The sequence below is a fragment of the Eubacterium sp. genome (assembly GCF_057858645.1).
The window spans coordinates 1-18,324 of sequence record NZ_DBLZZO010000038.1 but is presented as its reverse complement, the minus strand read 5'-3'; the positions used below and the strand labels follow the sequence as shown (position 1 = coordinate 18,324).

At 31.1% G+C, this 18,324-nt stretch carries 18 protein-coding genes and 1 pseudogene; 2 read left to right on the top strand and 17 right to left on the bottom strand.

The features are described from left to right. Window positions 1-828: pseudogene (locus tag ACZM4J_RS11420) on the bottom strand (hypothetical protein); the annotation flags it as partial. Between the two features lie 457 nt (window positions 829-1,285). Between ACZM4J_RS11420 and ACZM4J_RS11415 the strand changes: the two are divergent. Then, window positions 1,286-2,314, top strand: coding sequence for a 3-deoxy-7-phosphoheptulonate synthase (locus ACZM4J_RS11415; RefSeq protein ID WP_022164528.1), 1,029 nt, complete (start codon window positions 1,286-1,288; stop codon window positions 2,312-2,314). Window positions 2,315-2,499: 185 nt separating this feature from the next. Here the strand turns inward: ACZM4J_RS11415 and ACZM4J_RS11410 are convergent, their stop codons facing one another. The 15 genes from ACZM4J_RS11410 to ACZM4J_RS11340 all read right to left on the bottom strand — a co-directional run bounded on the left by ACZM4J_RS11410 (window position 2,500) and on the right by ACZM4J_RS11340 (window position 15,202). Continuing rightward, window positions 2,500-2,751: a hypothetical protein gene (locus ACZM4J_RS11410; RefSeq protein ID WP_022164527.1), complete on the bottom strand. Its 252-nt coding sequence runs from the start codon at window positions 2,749-2,751 to the stop codon at window positions 2,500-2,502. Between the two features lie 82 nt (window positions 2,752-2,833). After that, window positions 2,834-3,724 (bottom strand): site-specific tyrosine recombinase/integron integrase, encoded by an 891-nt coding sequence (gene xerA / locus ACZM4J_RS11405; RefSeq protein ID WP_022164526.1) that lies wholly within the window; start codon window positions 3,722-3,724, stop codon window positions 2,834-2,836. 459 nt (window positions 3,725-4,183) lie between these two features. Further along, window positions 4,184-4,636, bottom strand: a complete 453-nt coding sequence (locus ACZM4J_RS11400; protein WP_302689496.1) for a hypothetical protein — start codon at window positions 4,634-4,636, stop codon at window positions 4,184-4,186. 37 nt (window positions 4,637-4,673) lie between these two features. Beyond that, window positions 4,674-5,213: an NUDIX domain-containing protein gene (locus ACZM4J_RS11395; protein ID WP_428244685.1), complete on the bottom strand. Its 540-nt coding sequence runs from the start codon at window positions 5,211-5,213 to the stop codon at window positions 4,674-4,676. A gap of 9 nt (window positions 5,214-5,222) precedes the next feature. Continuing rightward, window positions 5,223-6,017 (bottom strand): pyrroline-5-carboxylate reductase, encoded by a 795-nt coding sequence (proC, locus tag ACZM4J_RS11390; protein WP_022165731.1) that lies wholly within the window; start codon window positions 6,015-6,017, stop codon window positions 5,223-5,225. Between the two features lie 257 nt (window positions 6,018-6,274). Further along, a complete protein-coding gene (gene rny / locus ACZM4J_RS11385) occupies window positions 6,275-7,783 on the bottom strand; it encodes a ribonuclease Y (protein WP_412335133.1) in 1,509 nt (502 codons plus the stop codon). Window positions 7,784-7,959: 176 nt separating this feature from the next. Continuing rightward, a complete protein-coding gene (locus ACZM4J_RS11380; RefSeq protein ID WP_302689498.1) occupies window positions 7,960-8,583 on the bottom strand; it encodes a regulatory protein RecX in 624 nt (207 codons plus the stop codon). Beyond that, window positions 8,583-9,635: a recombinase RecA gene (recA, locus tag ACZM4J_RS11375; protein WP_022165728.1), complete on the bottom strand. Its 1,053-nt coding sequence runs from the start codon at window positions 9,633-9,635 to the stop codon at window positions 8,583-8,585. Before recA ends, ACZM4J_RS11380 begins: the two co-directional genes overlap by 1 nt. Window positions 9,636-9,803: 168 nt before the next feature. Further along, window positions 9,804-9,998 (bottom strand): hypothetical protein, encoded by a 195-nt coding sequence (locus ACZM4J_RS11370; RefSeq protein WP_022165727.1) that lies wholly within the window; start codon window positions 9,996-9,998, stop codon window positions 9,804-9,806. 209 nt (window positions 9,999-10,207) lie between these two features. Beyond that, the gene (locus tag ACZM4J_RS11365; protein WP_022165726.1) at window positions 10,208-11,491 is read right to left on the bottom strand and encodes an aspartate aminotransferase type Ic; all 1,284 of its coding nucleotides are present in this window, start codon (window positions 11,489-11,491) and stop codon (window positions 10,208-10,210) included. 15 nt (window positions 11,492-11,506) lie between these two features. Next, window positions 11,507-12,043, bottom strand: coding sequence for a CDP-diacylglycerol--glycerol-3-phosphate 3-phosphatidyltransferase (gene pgsA, locus ACZM4J_RS11360; RefSeq protein ID WP_022165725.1), 537 nt, complete (start codon window positions 12,041-12,043; stop codon window positions 11,507-11,509). Between the two features lie 16 nt (window positions 12,044-12,059). Next, the gene (gene rimO / locus ACZM4J_RS11355; protein WP_412622590.1) at window positions 12,060-13,385 is read right to left on the bottom strand and encodes a 30S ribosomal protein S12 methylthiotransferase RimO; all 1,326 of its coding nucleotides are present in this window, start codon (window positions 13,383-13,385) and stop codon (window positions 12,060-12,062) included. Between the two features lie 50 nt (window positions 13,386-13,435). After that, window positions 13,436-13,681 (bottom strand): DNA-directed RNA polymerase subunit omega, encoded by a 246-nt coding sequence (gene rpoZ / locus ACZM4J_RS11350; protein ID WP_022165723.1) that lies wholly within the window; start codon window positions 13,679-13,681, stop codon window positions 13,436-13,438. A gap of 2 nt (window positions 13,682-13,683) precedes the next feature. Continuing rightward, entirely contained in the window at window positions 13,684-14,310 is a 627-nt protein-coding gene (gene gmk / locus ACZM4J_RS11345) for a guanylate kinase (RefSeq protein WP_299055217.1), read from the bottom strand. Between the two features lie 13 nt (window positions 14,311-14,323). After that, window positions 14,324-15,202 carry a YicC/YloC family endoribonuclease gene (locus ACZM4J_RS11340; RefSeq protein WP_022165721.1) on the bottom strand — a complete coding sequence of 293 codons (879 nt, stop codon included), beginning with the start codon at window positions 15,200-15,202 and terminating at the stop codon, window positions 14,324-14,326. Window positions 15,203-15,489: 287 nt separating this feature from the next. On the opposite strand from ACZM4J_RS11340, the gene ACZM4J_RS11335 reads away from it, so the two are divergent. Next, complete coding sequence (locus ACZM4J_RS11335; protein ID WP_022165720.1) at window positions 15,490-17,220, top strand: Rqc2 family fibronectin-binding protein; 1,731 nt, start codon at window positions 15,490-15,492, stop codon at window positions 17,218-17,220. Between the two features lie 194 nt (window positions 17,221-17,414). Here ACZM4J_RS11335 and ACZM4J_RS11330 read toward each other — a convergent pair. Further along, a partial coding sequence (locus ACZM4J_RS11330; RefSeq protein ID WP_489486204.1) for a glycogen synthase occupies window positions 17,415-18,324 on the bottom strand: 910 nt, incomplete at its 5' end.

Here is an 18,324-nt window from a genome sequence, read left to right as displayed (position 1 = left end):
TGAATATGTGTTTGGTTTTGCAATTCCTGTATTAATCAAACTATTTGAAAAGCAATAAACAAAACCGTACTGGTAATAGGAAACTCTTAATTCTCCAAACTTAAGCGATATTAAATTTGAACCTAAACCAAGGGATAAAGTTCCAAAACCTATTAACCATATTATTAAAATTCCAATAATATTTCTTGGATATTTTATTCTATGTCTGACTTTTGGTGCCTTAAAAAATCCGTAAACCAATAATGCAATTACAAATATTAAAGCAAGAATTACTAAAATAATTTGAAAAAATGAAAAATACTTTGTAATAACGCCCAAGCCACTATCAATAAGCATTAAGTCCACTGCAGTAAAAGGCGTTACTCTGTTTGCAAGTAAAACAGCATTTGTTATACCAGATATAATCCATATAACAGAGATTAAAGATAACCCCCAAAGTCGTCTTCTCATTAACAATGTAACCGACAGTGTCATCAAAATAATTACTGAATTGCATAAAAATACATAAGGTGAACCAATCAAGAAATAAATTCCTTTCAGAAAAGAACCTCTTGCCATCATTTCGATTAATAGATTGACCAACAGAGCAATTGTTATATACATATAAATTATGTGTTTATTGTATGTTTTAGCAAAGAAAGCTCTGTAAGTTTTGTATCTTTCTTTCCCTTTTTGAACAATATCACTAATATCTTTTTTTATTTTTTCATTATCTAATATTGTTTCATCTATTTCATTATCTGATTTCTTTTCATCTATTTTTTTATCAACATTTTCATTGTCCGATTTTTTTTCATTTGATTTTATATCTTTATTTTCGTTATCCAATATTCTTCCTCCATTACATAAATATATAGAAAAACATTTCTTTTTAGGGCGTACCCTTTCACAATGATACAACATTTCACATTTTTTTCAAGTTATTTTTAATATTTACTCTCATCTTGTTCCTATATAAATATAGTAAATATAATTATTGCACTTCATTGTATTCCTTGAAAGATTACTTATATATTTATAATAATAAGATAGTAACTGTGTTTACTATAAACAAAATATTTGAAAAAAATATGAACTATTTTTATTAGATAGTATTTTTATAAAAATCCAAGTATCCTGCTATGATTTTCACACTTTAAACCGTTGAATTATTTTATATATATGTTATACTACTTTTGCATAATTATGAATTTATGTTATAATTGTTTAGCATATTTTATGTTGCTTTATGATTATGCATCATAATTTTAGATAAATTTATATAACTAATATTTAAGGAGACATTATGGGAAGTACATTTTTTAGGAAATTACCTACACCAATGGAAATCAAGACTATGTATCCTGTTCCTGAGGCTGTAGCAGAACAAAAGAAAAAGAACGATGCCGAAATTCGTGATATTTTCACAGGTGCAAGTGACAAATTTGCTGTTATCATCGGCCCTTGTTCAGCAGATAATCAGGATGCTGTTGAGGATTACGTTCAAAGATTAGCACGAGTTCAGGAAGAAGTTAAAGATAAACTTTATATTATTCCTAGAGTATATACAAATAAACCACGTACAACAGGTAAAGGCTATAAAGGTATGTTACATCAGCCTGATCCTGAAAAGAAACCTGATTTATTGCAGGGATTAATCACAATTCGTCAGATGTTTTTAAAGATTATGGAAGATACAAAATTACCAATTGCTGACGAAATGCTTTATCCTGAAAATGCAAGATATTTTTCAGACTGCATATCATACGTTGCAATCGGTGCCCGTTCAGTTGAAAACCAGCAGCATCGTCTTACATCAAGTGGTTTAGATATTCCTGTTGGTATGAAGAATCCTACAAGTGGAGATATTTCAATTATGTTAAACTCTATTGAAGCTGCACAGGCTTCACATTCATTCTTATATAGAGGTTGGGATGTTCAAACTGAAGGGAACGATTTAGCCCATGCAATTTTACGTGGTGCCGTAAACCAGTATGGTTCATGCATTCCAAACTACCATTATGAAGATATGGTGAATTTACATGAAAAATATGTTGCAAAAGGTTTTGCAAATCCTGCTCTTGTTGTTGACTGTAATCATTCAAATTCAAACAAGAAATATATGGAACAAATTAGAATTGCAAAAGAAATCATGCATAACCGTAAACATTCAAAGGACTTAAAAGGGTTTGTTAAAGGTTTAATGATTGAAAGCTACATTGAAGGTGGAAATCAGCCTGTTGATGGTCATTGTTATGGTAAATCTATTACTGATCCATGTTTAGGCTGGGAAGATACAGAAAAATTACTTTACCTCATTGCTGAAGAAGCATAAAAAAAAGACAATGTGATTTAAATTGGAATTCAAATCTTTTATAGAATTTTAATACATTAAATTTCTATATATAATTCTGAAAATAAAAGGAACGTTTACTTTATTATACCTAGCCGATTTTATCGGTTAAATATAATTGTTAAGTAAACGTTCCTTTTTTAACTGTCTGTTCTACTTATGTTATATTATTTATTATCGTTCTGTGCATTAAAAAACTTAAAAATCTCACCAATAAAAATAAACAAAGTTCCTAAAACAATCGAGAAAAATACTGTTGCAATGCCAATGCCATAATTAACTTCTGATAATGCATCTAGTTCATATCTGTTCTGATATTTAATATTTATCACAAAAGCAATTGCAATGCCAATTACCATTACAATAACACCTATAATTCTTGCTATGTACGTCATTTTTTCAGCATAATTTTTATTCATCTTTAGTTTCCCTTTCCCTCTTTAATATATATATATCACAATCTGCACACTAAAAGCTGATTATTAATCTTACCATAAGTCATTATACAATATTTTGTGTCTTATCATATATATTTTTTACTCTACTACTACCTGTTTCCATGTACATGTGTGTAGTTGATATATCTGAATGCCCCAGCATTTTCTGTATAACCTTTAAATTCGCACCATTTTCAACTAAATGTGCTGCAAACGAATGTCTTAATGTGTGAGGTGTTATATCCTTGTTAATTCCAGCTTTTTCACCGTATTTTTTAAGCAGTTTCCAGAACCCCTGTCTACTCATTTCTCCACCGGTGCAATTAGGAAAAAGCACATCACTTTTTATGTTCTTGCTTATCAACTGTGGTCTTCCCTCTTCCAAATATTCAGTTAAAGCCTTGTGTGCTTCCTGACCAAATTCAAGAACCCTATCTTTTTTTCGATCATGACATGTAATCTTTTCAACATTAATATTAACGTCTGTTATTTTCAATGTAATAAGTTCTGTAACTCTCATACCTGTTGCATACAATAATTCAAGCATAGCCTTATCCCTTAACTGTTTTGGTGTTTTTCCCGATGGTTGACTTAAAAGCAAGTCAATTTCTTTTACAGAAAGGATTTCCGGTGTCTTCTTTACTATTTTAGGTGATTTTAAATTAGCCGCCGGATTAAATTCTATATATGCTTCTGTATACAGGAAATTAAAGAACGCTTTAATGGATGCAATTGTTCTGGAAATTGTTGTTGGCGCTCTTCCTATACTTTGTAAATGAATAATATATTCTTCCAAATCTTCTTTTAAAATAGTGTTAATTTGAACTTTCTTATTTTCCTTTTCAAAATATTCAAATAATTTCCTTACATCTCGAATATACGATTCTTCTGTATTGGGAGATATATTCTTCTTTTTATGCAATTGTAAAACAAATTCATTTATTAAATCCTGCATATACTTATCCCTTTTCTTATCGCTGTATTCCCTATTATATAAGTGTTTTTTTATAAAATCAAATTGTTTTTTTATCTATCTTTTTACCATAATATGTACATTATACAACATATATTATTGAGGTTTTTGAAAGAAACAATATATAGTAATTTTTGTGATTTTCTCAATATTTTTAATATTTTTTCTTGATAAATTTTCTTAATAATTTTTCATAATATTTTTCTAAATGTTTTTTTACTGTTTTTAATAGTCCATTTAATATTTTTATATCATATTGTATATTTTTGCATCTATGCTTTTAGATTGATTTTATATTTAACTTTGTAATATTTTACTATTATAAAATTGGGAACTATTTTAATTATTTATAGTTTTAGAATTATTTTAATTATTTATAGTTTTTGAGAACTATTTTAATTATTTTATAGTTCGGAATTTTTTTAATTAATTTGTATTATTTTAGAAAATATTTATAAGAAAGCTTTCAATAAATGTAGTTGCAACAAGAAAAGATATAGATGCTAATCTTTTATATTTTTTCTTACAATATGTTTCATACATAATCATTATTAAAAATGCAAACCATCTAAAACTGCATATAACCCATGAGACATCTGACAGCCTTATTGCAATAACAAGTGTTGCTGTAAATTTTATTGTATATACAAATATTAAAACCGCCCAAAAAGCTTCTCTATGTTTCAAGAAATTGGGTATACATATAAAAATATATCTTTTCAGATTGTTGCATAGCATAATAATAAATATATTAATTAATTGTTCAGTATATATAATTTCTTCTCTTCTTGCAAAAAAATCTATGGCTATTGTATTGTAAACTATTATTCCAATAATAGCTCCAATTACAATTCCATAGACTTTATAATTTGCAAATACTTTATTTAAGCTCATTTATCATAATATACCTTTAATACTTTTATATATTATATTACTTTGTACAATATTTATGATAGTAAGTCAAAATAGATGATATTGTTTTTGCATCATTGATTTCATTGCTTAAAATTTTCTCAATTAATTCTTCTACAGTATAAACTTCTAAATCAATATATTCATCAGGATCTAAATGTTGATGTGTTTTTTCAAGATCAAAGGCAACATACACATCTATTTTTTCACCTGAATATGCAACTGCCGGAGCTAATGTTTGTAAAAATTCAATTTTCTCTGACTTATATCCTGCTTCTTCTTCCAACTCACGAGCCGCACATTTCAATGTTGGTTCATCAATCGAATCTTTTCCACCAGCCGGGATTTCCAAAGTATACTTGTCAATGGCATTTCTCCACTGTCTTACCATAATAATTCTACCATCAGACATTACCGGTATAACAGCCGCGGCACCTTTATGTTGCAAGAAATCCCAATATACTTTCTTTCCTTCCGGTGTAATAATTTCATCTTTACAGAATTCTAATATTGCTCCATCATAAACTTTTTCTCTATTAATACGTTTAAACTTTTCCATTTCATCACCCTATTCAATACCCTTACATTTTTTATAACATGCATCACTTGCGGCAAAAAGTGCTTTTCTAAAACCATTATTTTCTAACTGTTCAACCGCTGCAATTGTTGTCCCACCTGGAGAACATACATTATCCTTCAGTACACCCGGATGTTCGTTTGTTTCAAGCATAAGCTTTGCAGAACCTAAAACAGTTTGGGCCACAAACTCGTACGCATCACTTCTTTTCATTCCGCATTTAACAACACTATCTGCTAATGCTTCTATAAACATAAATACATATGCCGGCGAGCTACCACTTGCACATACAACTGCATCCATAATTTTTTCCTCAACAACTCTCATTTTCCCAAATGATGAGAAAATTTTCTCAATTTCTTCTTTTTCTTCTTGAGAGAAAAATTCTTCATTGTAGGATACGCCTGTCATGCCTTCCCCTACCATTGCAGGAGTATTTGGCATTGTTCTTACAATCTTCTTAGTTCCACACATATCTTCCAACTGCTCAATTGTAACCCCCGGTGCCAGTGAAACAACTACAGATTCCTGTGCAACATTTTCTTTTACCTGTGGCAAAACACTATCAAACATCTGTGGTTTAACAGCTAATATTATGTACTTACTATTCTTTATAACATCTTCGTTGTTATTTAAAAACTTAACACCTGTTTCTTCACTTATCTTTTCCATTTTTTTCTTGGTACTACTATGGAATACTATATCATCCTTATTATATAATTTAGAAACTCCATTTAATATAGCACTGCCCATGTTTCCCATTCCAATAAAACCTAATTTAAACATATTTCCTCCTATTTTTTCAGTCTATAAAAATTATAGCACAATTCTGTTATCCTGTGGTGGAATTTCTTATTATGGATTAAAGAATGTCGCTTGCGACATTCTACGCACCCAGCACATATTGCTTTTGCAATATTTTTCTTTTTGTGCGAGGGTGCATCCCTAGTGGAACGTTTTTATGTAATAAGAAATTCTGCAGAAATTTCTTATTACATAAAAAAAGGAAATGCGATTTCTCACATTTCCTATTATCGTAGATTTTACTTTGCATAATCTATGGCTCTTGATTCTCTCACGATATTAACCTTTATCTGACCAGGATATTCAAGCTCATCTTCGATTTGCTTTGCAATATTTCTAGCCATTAATACCATGTCAGCATCACTAACCTTTTCCGGTATAACCATAATACGAACCTCTCTACCTGCCTGAATGGCAAAAGATTTATCAACTCCCTCGTATGAGTTTGTTATGTCTTCTAACTGTTTTAGTCTGTTTGTGTAAGTCTGCACTGTTTCACGTCTTGCACCAGGTCTTGCAGCAGAAATAGCATCAGCAGCCTGTACAATACATGCTATTAATGTTTCAGGTTCAACATCACCGTGGTGAGCTTCAATCGCATTAATAACTGTAGCTGATTCTTTATATTTTCTACATAAATCAACACCTAACTGAATATGTGTACCTTCTTTTTCATGGTCAACAGCCTTACCAATATCATGTAATAAGCCTGCTCTTTTTGCTACTCTAACGTCCAATCCAAGCTCTGAAGCTAATAGACCCGAGATAAGAGCAACCTCAATAGAATGTTTTAAGGCATTTTGTCCATAACTTGTTCTAAACTTCATCTTTCCTAAAAGTTTAACAAGTTCCGGATGAATTCCATGTACACCAACTTCAAGAGTTGCTGCCTCACCTTCTTCTCTAATCATAGTCTCAACTTCTTTTTGAGCCTTATTAACCATTTCCTCAATTCTAGTTGGCTGAATTCTTCCATCAACAACCAGTTTTTCAAGAGCAATACGGGCTACTTCTCTCCTAATTGGATCAAATCCTGATAAAACAACTGCTTCAGGAGTATCATCAATAATCAAATCAACACCTGTTAGAGATTCAAGAGTTCTGATGTTTCTTCCTTCTCTACCAATTATTCTACCTTTCATTTCATCATTAGGTAATGAAACTACAGAAATAGTTGTTTCAGCAACATGGTCTGTTGCACATTTCTGAATTGCATTAACAACCAATTCCTTAGCTTTCTTATCAGCTTCCTCCTTGGCCTGTTTTTCATGTTCCTTAATTACTTTTGCAGTTTCAATCTTAATTTCTTCTTCAACAGTTTGTAATAATTGTTCTTTTGCCTGTTCAGAGGTTAATCCAGAGATTCTCTCCAGTTCCTGTATGCGCTGTTCGCTTAATTGTTCTACTTTTTCCTTAGCTTTGTTTAATTCTTCTTCACGAGATTTTAAGCTATTTTCTTTCCTATCAAGGGCATCTGATTTTTTCTCAACTGCTTCTTCCTTGTTAAGAACACGCTTCTCATATCGTTGAACTTCTGATCTTCGTTCTTTGATTTCTTTATCAAGCTCATTTTTAGTTTTTAAATTCTCTTCTTTAGCTTCTAAAAGAGCTTCTTTTTTCTTTGCTTCTGCTGTTTTAATTGCATCGTCAATAATTCCACGAGCTTTATCCTCAGCAGTACCAATTTTCTTGGCATCAGAATTTTTCTTTATAGAAATTGCAACTAATGCTGAAATCAAAGTGTCCACGAGAATCACTGCAACAAGTATGATAATCCAAGTAGTAGTATTCACAGGAGCACCTCCTTATTTAATTTTCATTGTACATTACAACATATCCATTTTACTTTATTACCCGTTTAATGTCAAGCAAAGTAGTAGTTCTAAAACACTGATTTTATATATATTTACATTATGTGATTTCATTACTCATAAAAAGAATTTTTCTGTTCCAAAATATAGTTATCAACTGCTTTTTTTACCATTGAAAAAGAATATCCTTTTCCAACTAAATACCTATAAAGTTTTTGCAAATCCTTTGAATCAGACAAATCATATCTTTTTGCACGTTTTTTTAATACACTAGAAATTGAATCATCTTCCGAAAAATCACTTTCCATAAAAGCTTCATCTATAAGTTCTTTTGAGATTCCTTTAGTATATAAATCCTGTATAATTTTTCGTTTACTATAAACACTTTTCTTGTAATCAAGATATAACATGGCATATCTCTTGTCATTAATAAGATTATACTCTTCTAAATAATCAATAACTTTGTAAATTATATTTTCAGGATACAAACCTGACTTTAATTTATCTATAATTTGTTTTCTTGTTTTATACGAATCATCTAGAATATAAAGAGCCCTTTCTCGGGCTCTTTTGTATAAAATATCCATAATATCGTTGTATTCTCTATCGGAAATTTCATTATCTTCAATTAATTTTAATCTTCTTACCTCACCTTTATATAGATAGAACTGTAACTCTCCATCCAAGGTTATTTTAAAGCGATTTCCAACAGGTTCCATTTTAATGATTCTATGCATTATTCTTCCTCAGATGTTTTTTCAGTGTTATTAGCTTCTGCCTCTGTTTCTTCCTCATCTTCAGGATGAATGTAAAACTCTCTTACCTTTGCATCTACTTCTTCCATGATGTCAGGATGTTCCATAAAATATTTCTTTGCATTTTCACGTCCCTGACCAATCTTTTCGCCATTATATGCATACCATGAACCGCTCTTTATAACAATTCCACTCTTAGCAGCTAAATCTAAAATATCGCCTTCTTTTGAGATTCCCTTACCAAACATAATATCGAATTCTGCTTCTTTAAAAGGAGGTGCAATCTTATTCTTAACCACTTTAACTCTGGCTCTATTACCAACCATTTCTCCACCAGCCTTCAATGTTTCAACTCTTCTTACATCAAGTCTGACTGATGCATAGAACTTAAGCGCTCTACCACCTGTTGTTGTTTCAGGATTACCAAACATTACACCAATTTTTTCTCTTAACTGGTTAATGAATACAACTGTGCAACCTGTTTTGTTCATTATACCTGTTAATTTTCTTAATGCCTGTGACATTAATCTGGCATGCTGTCCCATATGAGAATCGCCCATATCTCCATCGATTTCTGCCTTAGGAACTAATGCTGCAACAGAGTCAACAATAATGATATCTACAGCTCCTGAACGAACCATTGTTTCTGTGATTTCCAATGCCTGTTCACCATAATCTGGCTGCGAAATATACAAATTATCAATATCTACACCAATTGCCTTGGCATATACAGGATCTAAGGCATGCTCCGCATCAATAAATCCTGCCACACCGCCTCTTTTCTGTGCTTCTGCTATCATATGTAAAGCTACTGTAGTCTTACCACTTGATTCAGGTCCGTATATTTCTACTACTCTACCCTTAGGTATACCACCCAAACCTAATGCTAAGTCTAAGCTAAGAGAGCCTGTTGGAATTGTTTCTACGTTAATCTTTCCCGAATCTCCCAGTTTCATAATAGCACCCTTTCCATGCTGTCTTTCTATTTGAGATATTGCTGCATCTAATGCTTTTAATTTTTCTTCTTTATTCATAATTCGTCCTTTCTGTTCGAACCTATGTTCGTCATATAAGTATAATAGTACAATCCGTTCTTTGTGTCAACAATTAATTAATAAATATTATATATGTTTTTTTACTATTATGCAACACTTTACTTATATGTTTAATTTTTACTTTTATGTTGCTTTGTGTTAAGGTAATTATATTCTCTTTTCATATTCTATACAATCACCGCCATCGATTACTTCGTCCGGTTTCATTTCATATATCATACATTTTGATGTATTACAAGGTAACTTTTCATCATCAAAACAATATTCACAATCTTTACAAACCAAATCATTATTTTTAATAATTTCAAATTTTAAAAGGTCATCTACAAATTTATTTGACATTATTTTTTATCTCCATTATGTAAAAAACTATTATAAAAAATTTACGCAAACAACTTAACTGTCATCTTAAATAAATCATTCTATAATAGTTTTTTCTTTTATATATTTTCTCTTTATATGTTTCACTTTACTAAGTTATCTTTAAATAATTAAATTTAAAGCAACATGCAATAACCCATGTTATTAAAACTTATAATCTTATACTTCTCTTATAAACCAAGAATTTTCTCAAGAGCTGTAATCTTTGTACAAATTATTAAGATTTCACTAGCTTCCTTTAATTCATCTGGCGTTGCAAATGAAGGTGCAATTCTAATATTCTTGTCTTCAGGGTCCTTTCCATAAGGGAAAGGTGAACCTGCACCTGTTAATACCATACCTGCATCCTTACACATTGAAACAACTTTCTTTGCACAACCTTCCATTGTATTAAAAGAAATAAAGTATCCACCGTTAGGATTTGTCCACTCTCCAACTCCACATGGCTTTAATTCAGATTCTAACATATCAAGAACAGCTTTGAATTTTGGTCTCATTTTCTCTGCATGTTTCATCATATGTTTCTTTACACCATCAAAATTCTTGAAATATCTTACATGACGTAACTGATTCATTTTATCATAACCAATTGTCTGAATTGCCATCTGTTCCAAAATAGACTTAACATTTTCTTTTGAAGAAGCCATTGCAGCTACACCTGAACCTGAAAATGTTACTTTTGAAGTTGATGCAAATTCATATACTAAATTAGGATTTCCTGCCTTTTCACATTCTGAAATAATATCTAATATTTCATCCTGTCTATCTTCATATAAATGATGAATAGCGTATGCATTATCCCAATAAATTCTAAAATCTTTTGCTGCAGGTTTAAGTGCTGCCATTCTCTTTACAACTTCATCTGAATATGAAACACCTGTTGGATTTGAATATTTTGGAACACACCAAATACCCTTGATTGAATCATCTTCTGCAACTAATTTTTCAATCATATCCATATCAGGTCCATCTGCCTTCATAGGAATATTTATCATTTCAATACCAAAGTATTCTGTAATTGCAAAATGTCTGTCATATCCCGGTACAGGACATAACCATTTTACTTTATCAAGCTTGCACCATGGTGTGCATCCTAATACACCATGTGAATAGGCTCTTGAAATAGAGTCATACATTATGTTTAAGCTTGCATTTCCGTATATAATAACATGATCTTCTGTTGTACCCATAATATCAGCCATCATCTTCTTTGCCTCAGGAATACCACCTAAAACGCCATAATTACGGCAATCAATTCCATTTGATGCATGTACATCAGACTCACTTGTTAAAACATCTAACATATCCATACTTAAGTCTAACTGTTCTTTGCCAGGTTTACCTCTAGACATATCAAGACTTATATTCTTTTTACAAATCTCTTCATAATCTTTTTTTAAACCTTCAAGTTCTTTCTTTAGTTCATCCTTGCTCATTTCACTGTAAGCTAACATATTATTTCCTCCAAATTAATTTTTTAAAACATTAAAATTTTTAGACACATATTCAATCATAGAAATAATTGTAAGTGCCAATGATATCCATATTAAAATCTGTCCAATAATATATAAAACAGAATTGTTTAATGGTGTATTAACAATAAGTACAATAATCATAACCATTGAGAAAGCAGTTTTAAATTTGCCCCACCAACCGGCTGCTAAAACAATGCCCTGATCAGCGGCAAGCATTCTAAAACCACTAATAAATAATTCTCTACTAATTATAATTATTACCACCCATGATGGTATCATTTTTGGTGTTAAACAAATAAGTGCTGCACTAACAAGCATTTTATCTGCCAAAGGATCCATAAATTTTCCAAAATTGGTTACTAAATGATACTTTCGTGCAATTTTTCCGTCAAACAAATCAGTTATACTTGCAACAATAAAAACAATTGCCGCTAAATAGTAATTATATGGAATTGATTCAATTAACATAAATACAACGAAAATTGGAATACATAAAACTCTGAATGTTGTTAATTTATTTGCTAAATTCATTTTGTCTCCTTACCGGCTATATCAGTTCGCCTATTAAGTCATAATCATTTGTACCTGTGACTTTAACTTTTACAAAATCACCAGTCATAAGTTCTTCATCTGTCATAACAAATATATTACTGTCAACTCCCGGACAATCCATATATGTTCTTGCTATATAGGCATGTTCGCCAGAAATTTTTCCTTCTATCATTGCTATAAATTCTTTTCCTACATATTTTTCTGTAGTGTCAAAAACAATATCCTGCTGAAGTTCCATAATTTCATTTCTTCTGAAATTTTTAACTTCTTCATCTATTTGATCAGGCATTGATGCTGCAGGTGTGTTTTCCTCAGGTGAATAAGTAAATACACCAAGTCTGTCAAATTCCATTTCATTTACAAACTTCATTAATATGTCATGGTCTTCCTGTGTTTCTCCGGGAAAACCTGAAATTAAAGTTGTTCTTAAAATTATATCAGGAATTCTTTTTCTTAACTTACCAATGATTTCTCTTAACTGTTTGTTGGAAGTTCTTCTTCCCATACGTTTAAGAATATCGTCGCTGGCATGCTGTATTGGAATATCCAAATAATGGCATATCTTCTTTTCAGTAGCTATGGTTTCTATTAACTCATCATAGATTTCTTCAGGATAACAATACAAAATTCTTATCCACTGAATTCCCTGTATTTCAGCTAATTTTTTCAATAGAATATGCAAAGATTTTTTTCCATAAATATCTTTACCATACATTGTTGTTTCCTGAGCCACTAATATAAGTTCTTTTACACCTCTGTTTGCTAAATCCTTTGCTTCTTCAATAAGTACATCCATATCTACACTTCTGTAATTTCCACGAATCTTTGGAATAATACAATATGTGCAATATTTATCACAACCTTCGGCAATTTTTAAATATGCGTAATTGCCTGGTGTTGAAAGGTTTCTTGGAGCATTAACTCCCGCTAATTTATCTATATCATTAATAACATGAATATTTTTCCTGTTTATAAAAAATTCATTTAAGGCATTGGCAATACTGTCTATGGCTGTAGTTCCTATACAAATATCAATTTCAGGAATTTCTTCATCCATTTCTTCATAATATCTTTGAGCCAGACAACCGGCTAAAACTAACGCCTTGCAATTTCCTTCTTCTTTGTATCTTGCCATTTCAAAAATAGTATTAATACTTTCTTCTTTGGCATCATTTATAAAACAGCAACTGTTAATAACAATTACGTCTGCTTCTCTTTCATCGTCAGTAAATTCATAACCGGCTTTAGATAAAATTCCAGACATATGCTCTGAATCCACTAAATTCTTGTCACAACCTAATGAAATAAAAAGTACCTTCAAAAATATAAACTCCTTAAACTTTAAAATAGAATAAAGTGTCTGTTGACACTTTATTCTTCTTCGTCATCTCCTAAAATTCTAATTTTAGATTCTGCTAATTCTTCTACAGCAATTGACAATGGTTTCATACCTTCAGCGTCCTTGTCTAAAAGTGGCTTGTCACCTGCTATAATCTGTCTTGCTCTCTTTGATGTAGCCATAACAATTGAATATCTGCTCTGTACAACCGGCTGTTCACCGTCCTCTACATCACTATTAGCTACTGCCATTAAATCTGAATATGATGGGTGTAACATTTTTATCTCCTTTCGGCGAATTTTAATATTTCGCTTTTTATTTGATTAACAAAATCCATGTCTAGAGACTGAGGATTGTTGTCATTTTTTATATTTTCAATGTGCTTTGCACATTTTTCAACTTCATCATTTAATACGAAATAGTCGTATTTTTCCATATTGTCAGTTTCTTCTGCCGCCTTTTTCAAACGGTCATTAATAACTTCTTCTGTTTCAGTATTACGACCAACTAATCTGTTTCTAAGTTCATCAGCACTTGGAGGTAATATAAAAATCAAAATAGCTTCAGGCATGTTTTTCTTTACCTGCAAAGCACCCTTTGTTTCAATCTCTAATATTACATCATTTCCACTGTTAAGATTTTCCTCTACAAATTCTCTTGGTGTTCCGTAATAATGATCAACATATCCAGCATATTCTAAAAGCTTGTTTTCATTAATCATTGTTTCAAACTGTTCATTTGAAATATAATGATAATGAACTCCGGGGATTTCATTTGGTCTGGGTTCTCTTGTTGTTACGGAAACTGAAACCTTGTAAGTATCCTTGTGTTCCTTTAGATAATTAACAACAGTCCCTTTTCCAACACCGGAAAAACCGGAAATTACTAATAATTTACCTTTTTTCATAATACACACTCTTTTATTCTATATTTTGTATTTGTTCTCTGACTTTTTCAATGTCAGTTTTTAACATAATTGCATGGTCTGATATTTCAGAATCACTTGTTTTTGACAATGTGGTGTTTGCTTCCCTGTTCATTTCCTGTGCAATGAAATCAAGTCTTCTACCAACAGTTCCACCTTTTATTAAATCTTCACGCATTGCCTTAATGTGACTGTCAAGTCTTACAAGTTCCTCGTCAACACATACCTTGTCAGCAAAAACAGTGACTTCCTGAGCGATTCTTGACTCGTCAATTTGGTTATCTTCCAGCAACTCGTGAATCTTATTTGTAATCTTTTCCTTATACTCAGCAACAATAACCGGAGATTTTTCTGTAATAAATTTAACATTTTCAATCATACCGTCAAGTTTTGAAATTAAATCAACCTGTAAACGTTTGCCTTCTTCTTCTCTCGTTTCTATTAGCTTAATAACAGCTTCATCAATTGCTTTAATTACCAAAGCTTCAATTGCCTCTTCATCATCCTGTGCATTTTCAATTGTAATTACATCAGGGCTTCTCATTATGTAACTTGTTTTTACATCATTTTCTAACCCAAGTTCCCTGCTGATTTGTTCATAACAATCAAAATATTCTTTTGCAAGCATTGAATTGTATCTTATGCATTCGTCACCTTTGCCAAGATTTTCATAAGAAATAAATACATCGACTTTTCCTCTGCTAACAAATTTCTTCATTTCATTACGAACACTTCCTTCAAGGAAATTTAGTTTTCTAGGTACCTTTATACCTAATTCCAAATATCTATGATTAACAGATTTCATTTCAACAGTGACTTTTCTATCACCCTCTGAAACCTCAGCTCTGCCAAATCCTGTCATACTTTTTAGCATCTTTCCTCCTCTGTGTACATCTATCCACAGTTCTATTTATTATAATTCATATAAACACGACCGTCAAGTTACACTTAAATATAAGTAACACTTTCCCTTTAATACAGATATTTTTTCAAATACTGCATCTAAACAGGAATATTATTTACTAATAAAATGTAGAAAAATCAAGTACAAGTTTTAATGTTGAATTTTAATAACATAATAATTTGCAAATAACATTAAAAACCTATAAAATAAGTGTGATGTAAAAAAATTTATTTTTTAATTTTAAAGGAGATTATTATATGGCATTTGATGGTGTTACCATTTCTGCTTTGGTAGCAGAATTTAATGATAAATTACTTAATGGAAGATTATACAAAATTGCACAGACAGAAAGCGATGAATTATTACTTACAATCAAGAATGGTAAAAATCAATATCGTTTACTGATAAGTGCTAACGCAAGTCTTCCTTTAATATATCTTACAGATAAAAACAAACCGGCTCCTCTTACCGCACCTAATTTTTGTATGCTTCTTAGGAAACATATAAATAATGGACGTATTATTTCAATTACCCAGCCGGGGCTGGAACGAATTGTTGATTTTGAAATACAGCATTTAGATGAATTAGGCGACATAAAAACCAAACATTTAATCATAGAATTAATGGGTAAACACAGCAATATTATTTTTGTAAACGAAGGAACCATTTTGGACAGCATTAAGCATGTTAATTCAATTATGAGTTCAGTCAGACAGGTTCTACCGGGAAAAGAATATTTCATTCCTCATACCTCTGAAAAGCTTAACCCTCTTGATGTAGAAAAGGAAGTTTTCTTTAAAACAGTTTTTTCAAAGCCTATGCCTTTGTCAAAAGCTATTTATACATCTTTTACAGGTATCAGTCCTACTATTGCTGAAAACATTTGTTATGAGGGCAAATTTGATTCATCAATGCCTGCTAATGTTTTAGAACATGGGGACCAGAACATCGTTTGGATGTATTTTTATCAGCTAATTAACAAAGTTAAAAATTGTGATTTTATACCTACAATTTACGAGAAAAACGGAAAACCTGAGGAATATGGTGTAACCATTTTGTCAACTTACAGTGACTGCACAACAACATCCTTTGAAAGTATAAGCACTTTACTTGAAACATATTATTCTAAAAAGAACTTATACACAAGAATGAGACAGAAATCTGTAGATTTAAGAAAAATTGTAACTAATGCTCTAGAGCGAGATAACAAAAAATACAACATACAGTTAAAGCAGTTAAAGGACACAGAAAAAAAAGACAAATTCAAAGAATATGGCGACCTTTTAACAACTTATGGCTACTCAATAAAAGAAGGTTCTAAAGAATTTGAAACTGTCAACTACTATAATGGTAAAACAGTTAAAATCACTTTGGATCCTACTATTTCGCCTATTGAAAACGCCAAAAAATATTTTAATAAATATTCCAAATTAAAGCGAACCAGCGAGGCCTTGGAAACAATTATAGTCGAAACAAAAAATTCAATTGACTATCTTGAGTCAATTAACGTTGCAATAGACATGGCAACAACTGAAGATGACTTAAAAGCAATAAACGAAGAATTGGTTCAGACAGGTTTTATAAAGAAAAAACATACCAATAAGAAAGCTAAAAACAATAGCAAACCTTTACACTTTATTTCATCAGATGGCTTTGATATGTACGTTGGCAAAAATAATATTCAAAATGAACATCTTACATTTAAAGTTGCAACCGGAAATGACTGGTGGTTCCACAGCAAATCCTTTCCTGGCTCACATGTAATTGTAAAATGCAACAATCAGGAATTGCCTGATAACACTTTTGAAGAGGCCGCAAGACTTGCAGCTTTCTATTCCAAAGGTTCAAACCAGGATAAAGTTGAAATAGACTATATTCAGAAAAAGCATGTAAAGAAAGTTGCCGGTGCAATGCCGGGATTTGTTATTTATCATACCAATTATTCCATGATTGCGGAGCCTAATATCAACAATATAAAAGAAATCTAAAGTAAGGCAAAATATCGACAATATAAATGTAGCTAAATATTGCTAAACATTAACAACCTAAACTAAAAATAAAATATTAATTCTAAAAGAAGGTACTTAAAAAGCAGAGCCATAAAAGCTCTGCTTTTTATAGTTAATAGAATCTCCTTAAGATTCCCTATTATAAATTATAAACTTATATAAACGTTCTACTATTATCCGATTAATTCGTCATATAATTTTTCGTATTTCTTAGCTGATGTATTCCATGAATAATCTACTTCCATGGCTCTATCCACCATCTTATTCCAATCACGCTTCTTATCATAATAAATATGCTCTGCATATCTAACAGTTCCCATCATCTCATGTGCGTTATAATTCTTAAATGAGAATCCAGTACCTGTATTTTCATATTCATTATAAGGTTCTACTGTATCTTTCAAGCCACCTGTTTCCCTAACAATAGGTAATGTACCGTATCTCATGCTCATTAACTGACTTAATCCACATGGTTCAAACAATGATGGCATTAAGAAAGCATCACAGGCTGCATATATTTTATGAGAAAGTTCTTCAGAATAATATATATTAGCAGAAACATCTTTTCCATATTTCCAGTCAAAATGTCTGAACATATTCTCGTATCTTTCTTCACCTGTACCAAGAATAACAAACTGAAGTTCATCCTGACACATTTCATCCATAACACAGGATACCAAATCCAAACCTTTTTGGTCTGTAAGTCTGCTTACCAAACCTATCATCATCTTCTTAGGATTTACTTCCAAGCCTAACTCTTTCTGTAAAGCTGTTTTATTCTTAACTTTTTCTCTTCGGAAATTATCTTTGCTGAAATTCTTTACAATTAATTTGTCTGTAGCCGGATTATATTCATCATAATCAATACCATTTACAATACCTCTAAGACAATTAGATCTTGCTCTCATTAATCCATCAAGACCTTCTCCAAAGAAAGGTGTTTTTATTTCTTCTGCATAAGTATCACTAACTGTAGTAACCATATCTGCATATACAATACCACCCTTAAGGTAATTACCATTATCGTAATCTTTTAACTTATCTGATGTAAAATAATAATCAGATAAACCTGCTAAATCCTTG

What these genes read in the sequence shown, in the direction of transcription:
- ACZM4J_RS11335 (WP_022165720.1), top strand. Translation starts at nt 15,490, where the DNA reads ATGGCATTTGATGGTGTTACCATTTCTGCTTTGGTAGCAGAATTTAAT.
- ACZM4J_RS11380 (WP_302689498.1), bottom strand. Translation starts at nt 8,583, where the DNA reads ATGCATAGAATCATTAAAATGGAACCTGTTGGAAATCGCTTTAAAATA.
- xerA (WP_022164526.1), bottom strand. Translation starts at nt 3,724, where the DNA reads ATGCAGGATTTAATAAATGAATTTGTTTTACAATTGCATAAAAAGAAG.
- rpoZ (WP_022165723.1), bottom strand. Translation starts at nt 13,681, where the DNA reads ATGTTACACCCATCATATTCAGATTTAATGGCAGTAGCTAATAGTGAT.
- ACZM4J_RS11410 (WP_022164527.1), bottom strand. Translation starts at nt 2,751, where the DNA reads ATGAATAAAAATTATGCTGAAAAAATGACGTACATAGCAAGAATTATA.
- ACZM4J_RS11340 (WP_022165721.1), bottom strand. Translation starts at nt 15,202, where the DNA reads ATGCTAAAAAGTATGACAGGATTTGGCAGAGCTGAGGTTTCAGAGGGT.
- pgsA (WP_022165725.1), bottom strand. Translation starts at nt 12,043, where the DNA reads ATGAATTTAGCAAATAAATTAACAACATTCAGAGTTTTATGTATTCCA.
- gmk (WP_299055217.1), bottom strand. Translation starts at nt 14,310, where the DNA reads ATGAAAAAAGGTAAATTATTAGTAATTTCCGGTTTTTCCGGTGTTGGA.
- proC (WP_022165731.1), bottom strand. Translation starts at nt 6,017, where the DNA reads ATGTTTAAATTAGGTTTTATTGGAATGGGAAACATGGGCAGTGCTATA.
- recA (WP_022165728.1), bottom strand. Translation starts at nt 9,635, where the DNA reads ATGAATAAAGAAGAAAAATTAAAAGCATTAGATGCAGCAATATCTCAA.
- ACZM4J_RS11415 (WP_022164528.1), top strand. Translation starts at nt 1,286, where the DNA reads ATGGGAAGTACATTTTTTAGGAAATTACCTACACCAATGGAAATCAAG.
- ACZM4J_RS11365 (WP_022165726.1), bottom strand. Translation starts at nt 11,491, where the DNA reads ATGTTAGCTTACAGTGAAATGAGCAAGGATGAACTAAAGAAAGAACTT.
- ACZM4J_RS11370 (WP_022165727.1), bottom strand. Translation starts at nt 9,998, where the DNA reads ATGTCAAATAAATTTGTAGATGACCTTTTAAAATTTGAAATTATTAAA.
- ACZM4J_RS11400 (WP_302689496.1), bottom strand. Translation starts at nt 4,636, where the DNA reads ATGAGCTTAAATAAAGTATTTGCAAATTATAAAGTCTATGGAATTGTA.
- ACZM4J_RS11395 (WP_428244685.1), bottom strand. Translation starts at nt 5,213, where the DNA reads ATGGAAAAGTTTAAACGTATTAATAGAGAAAAAGTTTATGATGGAGCA.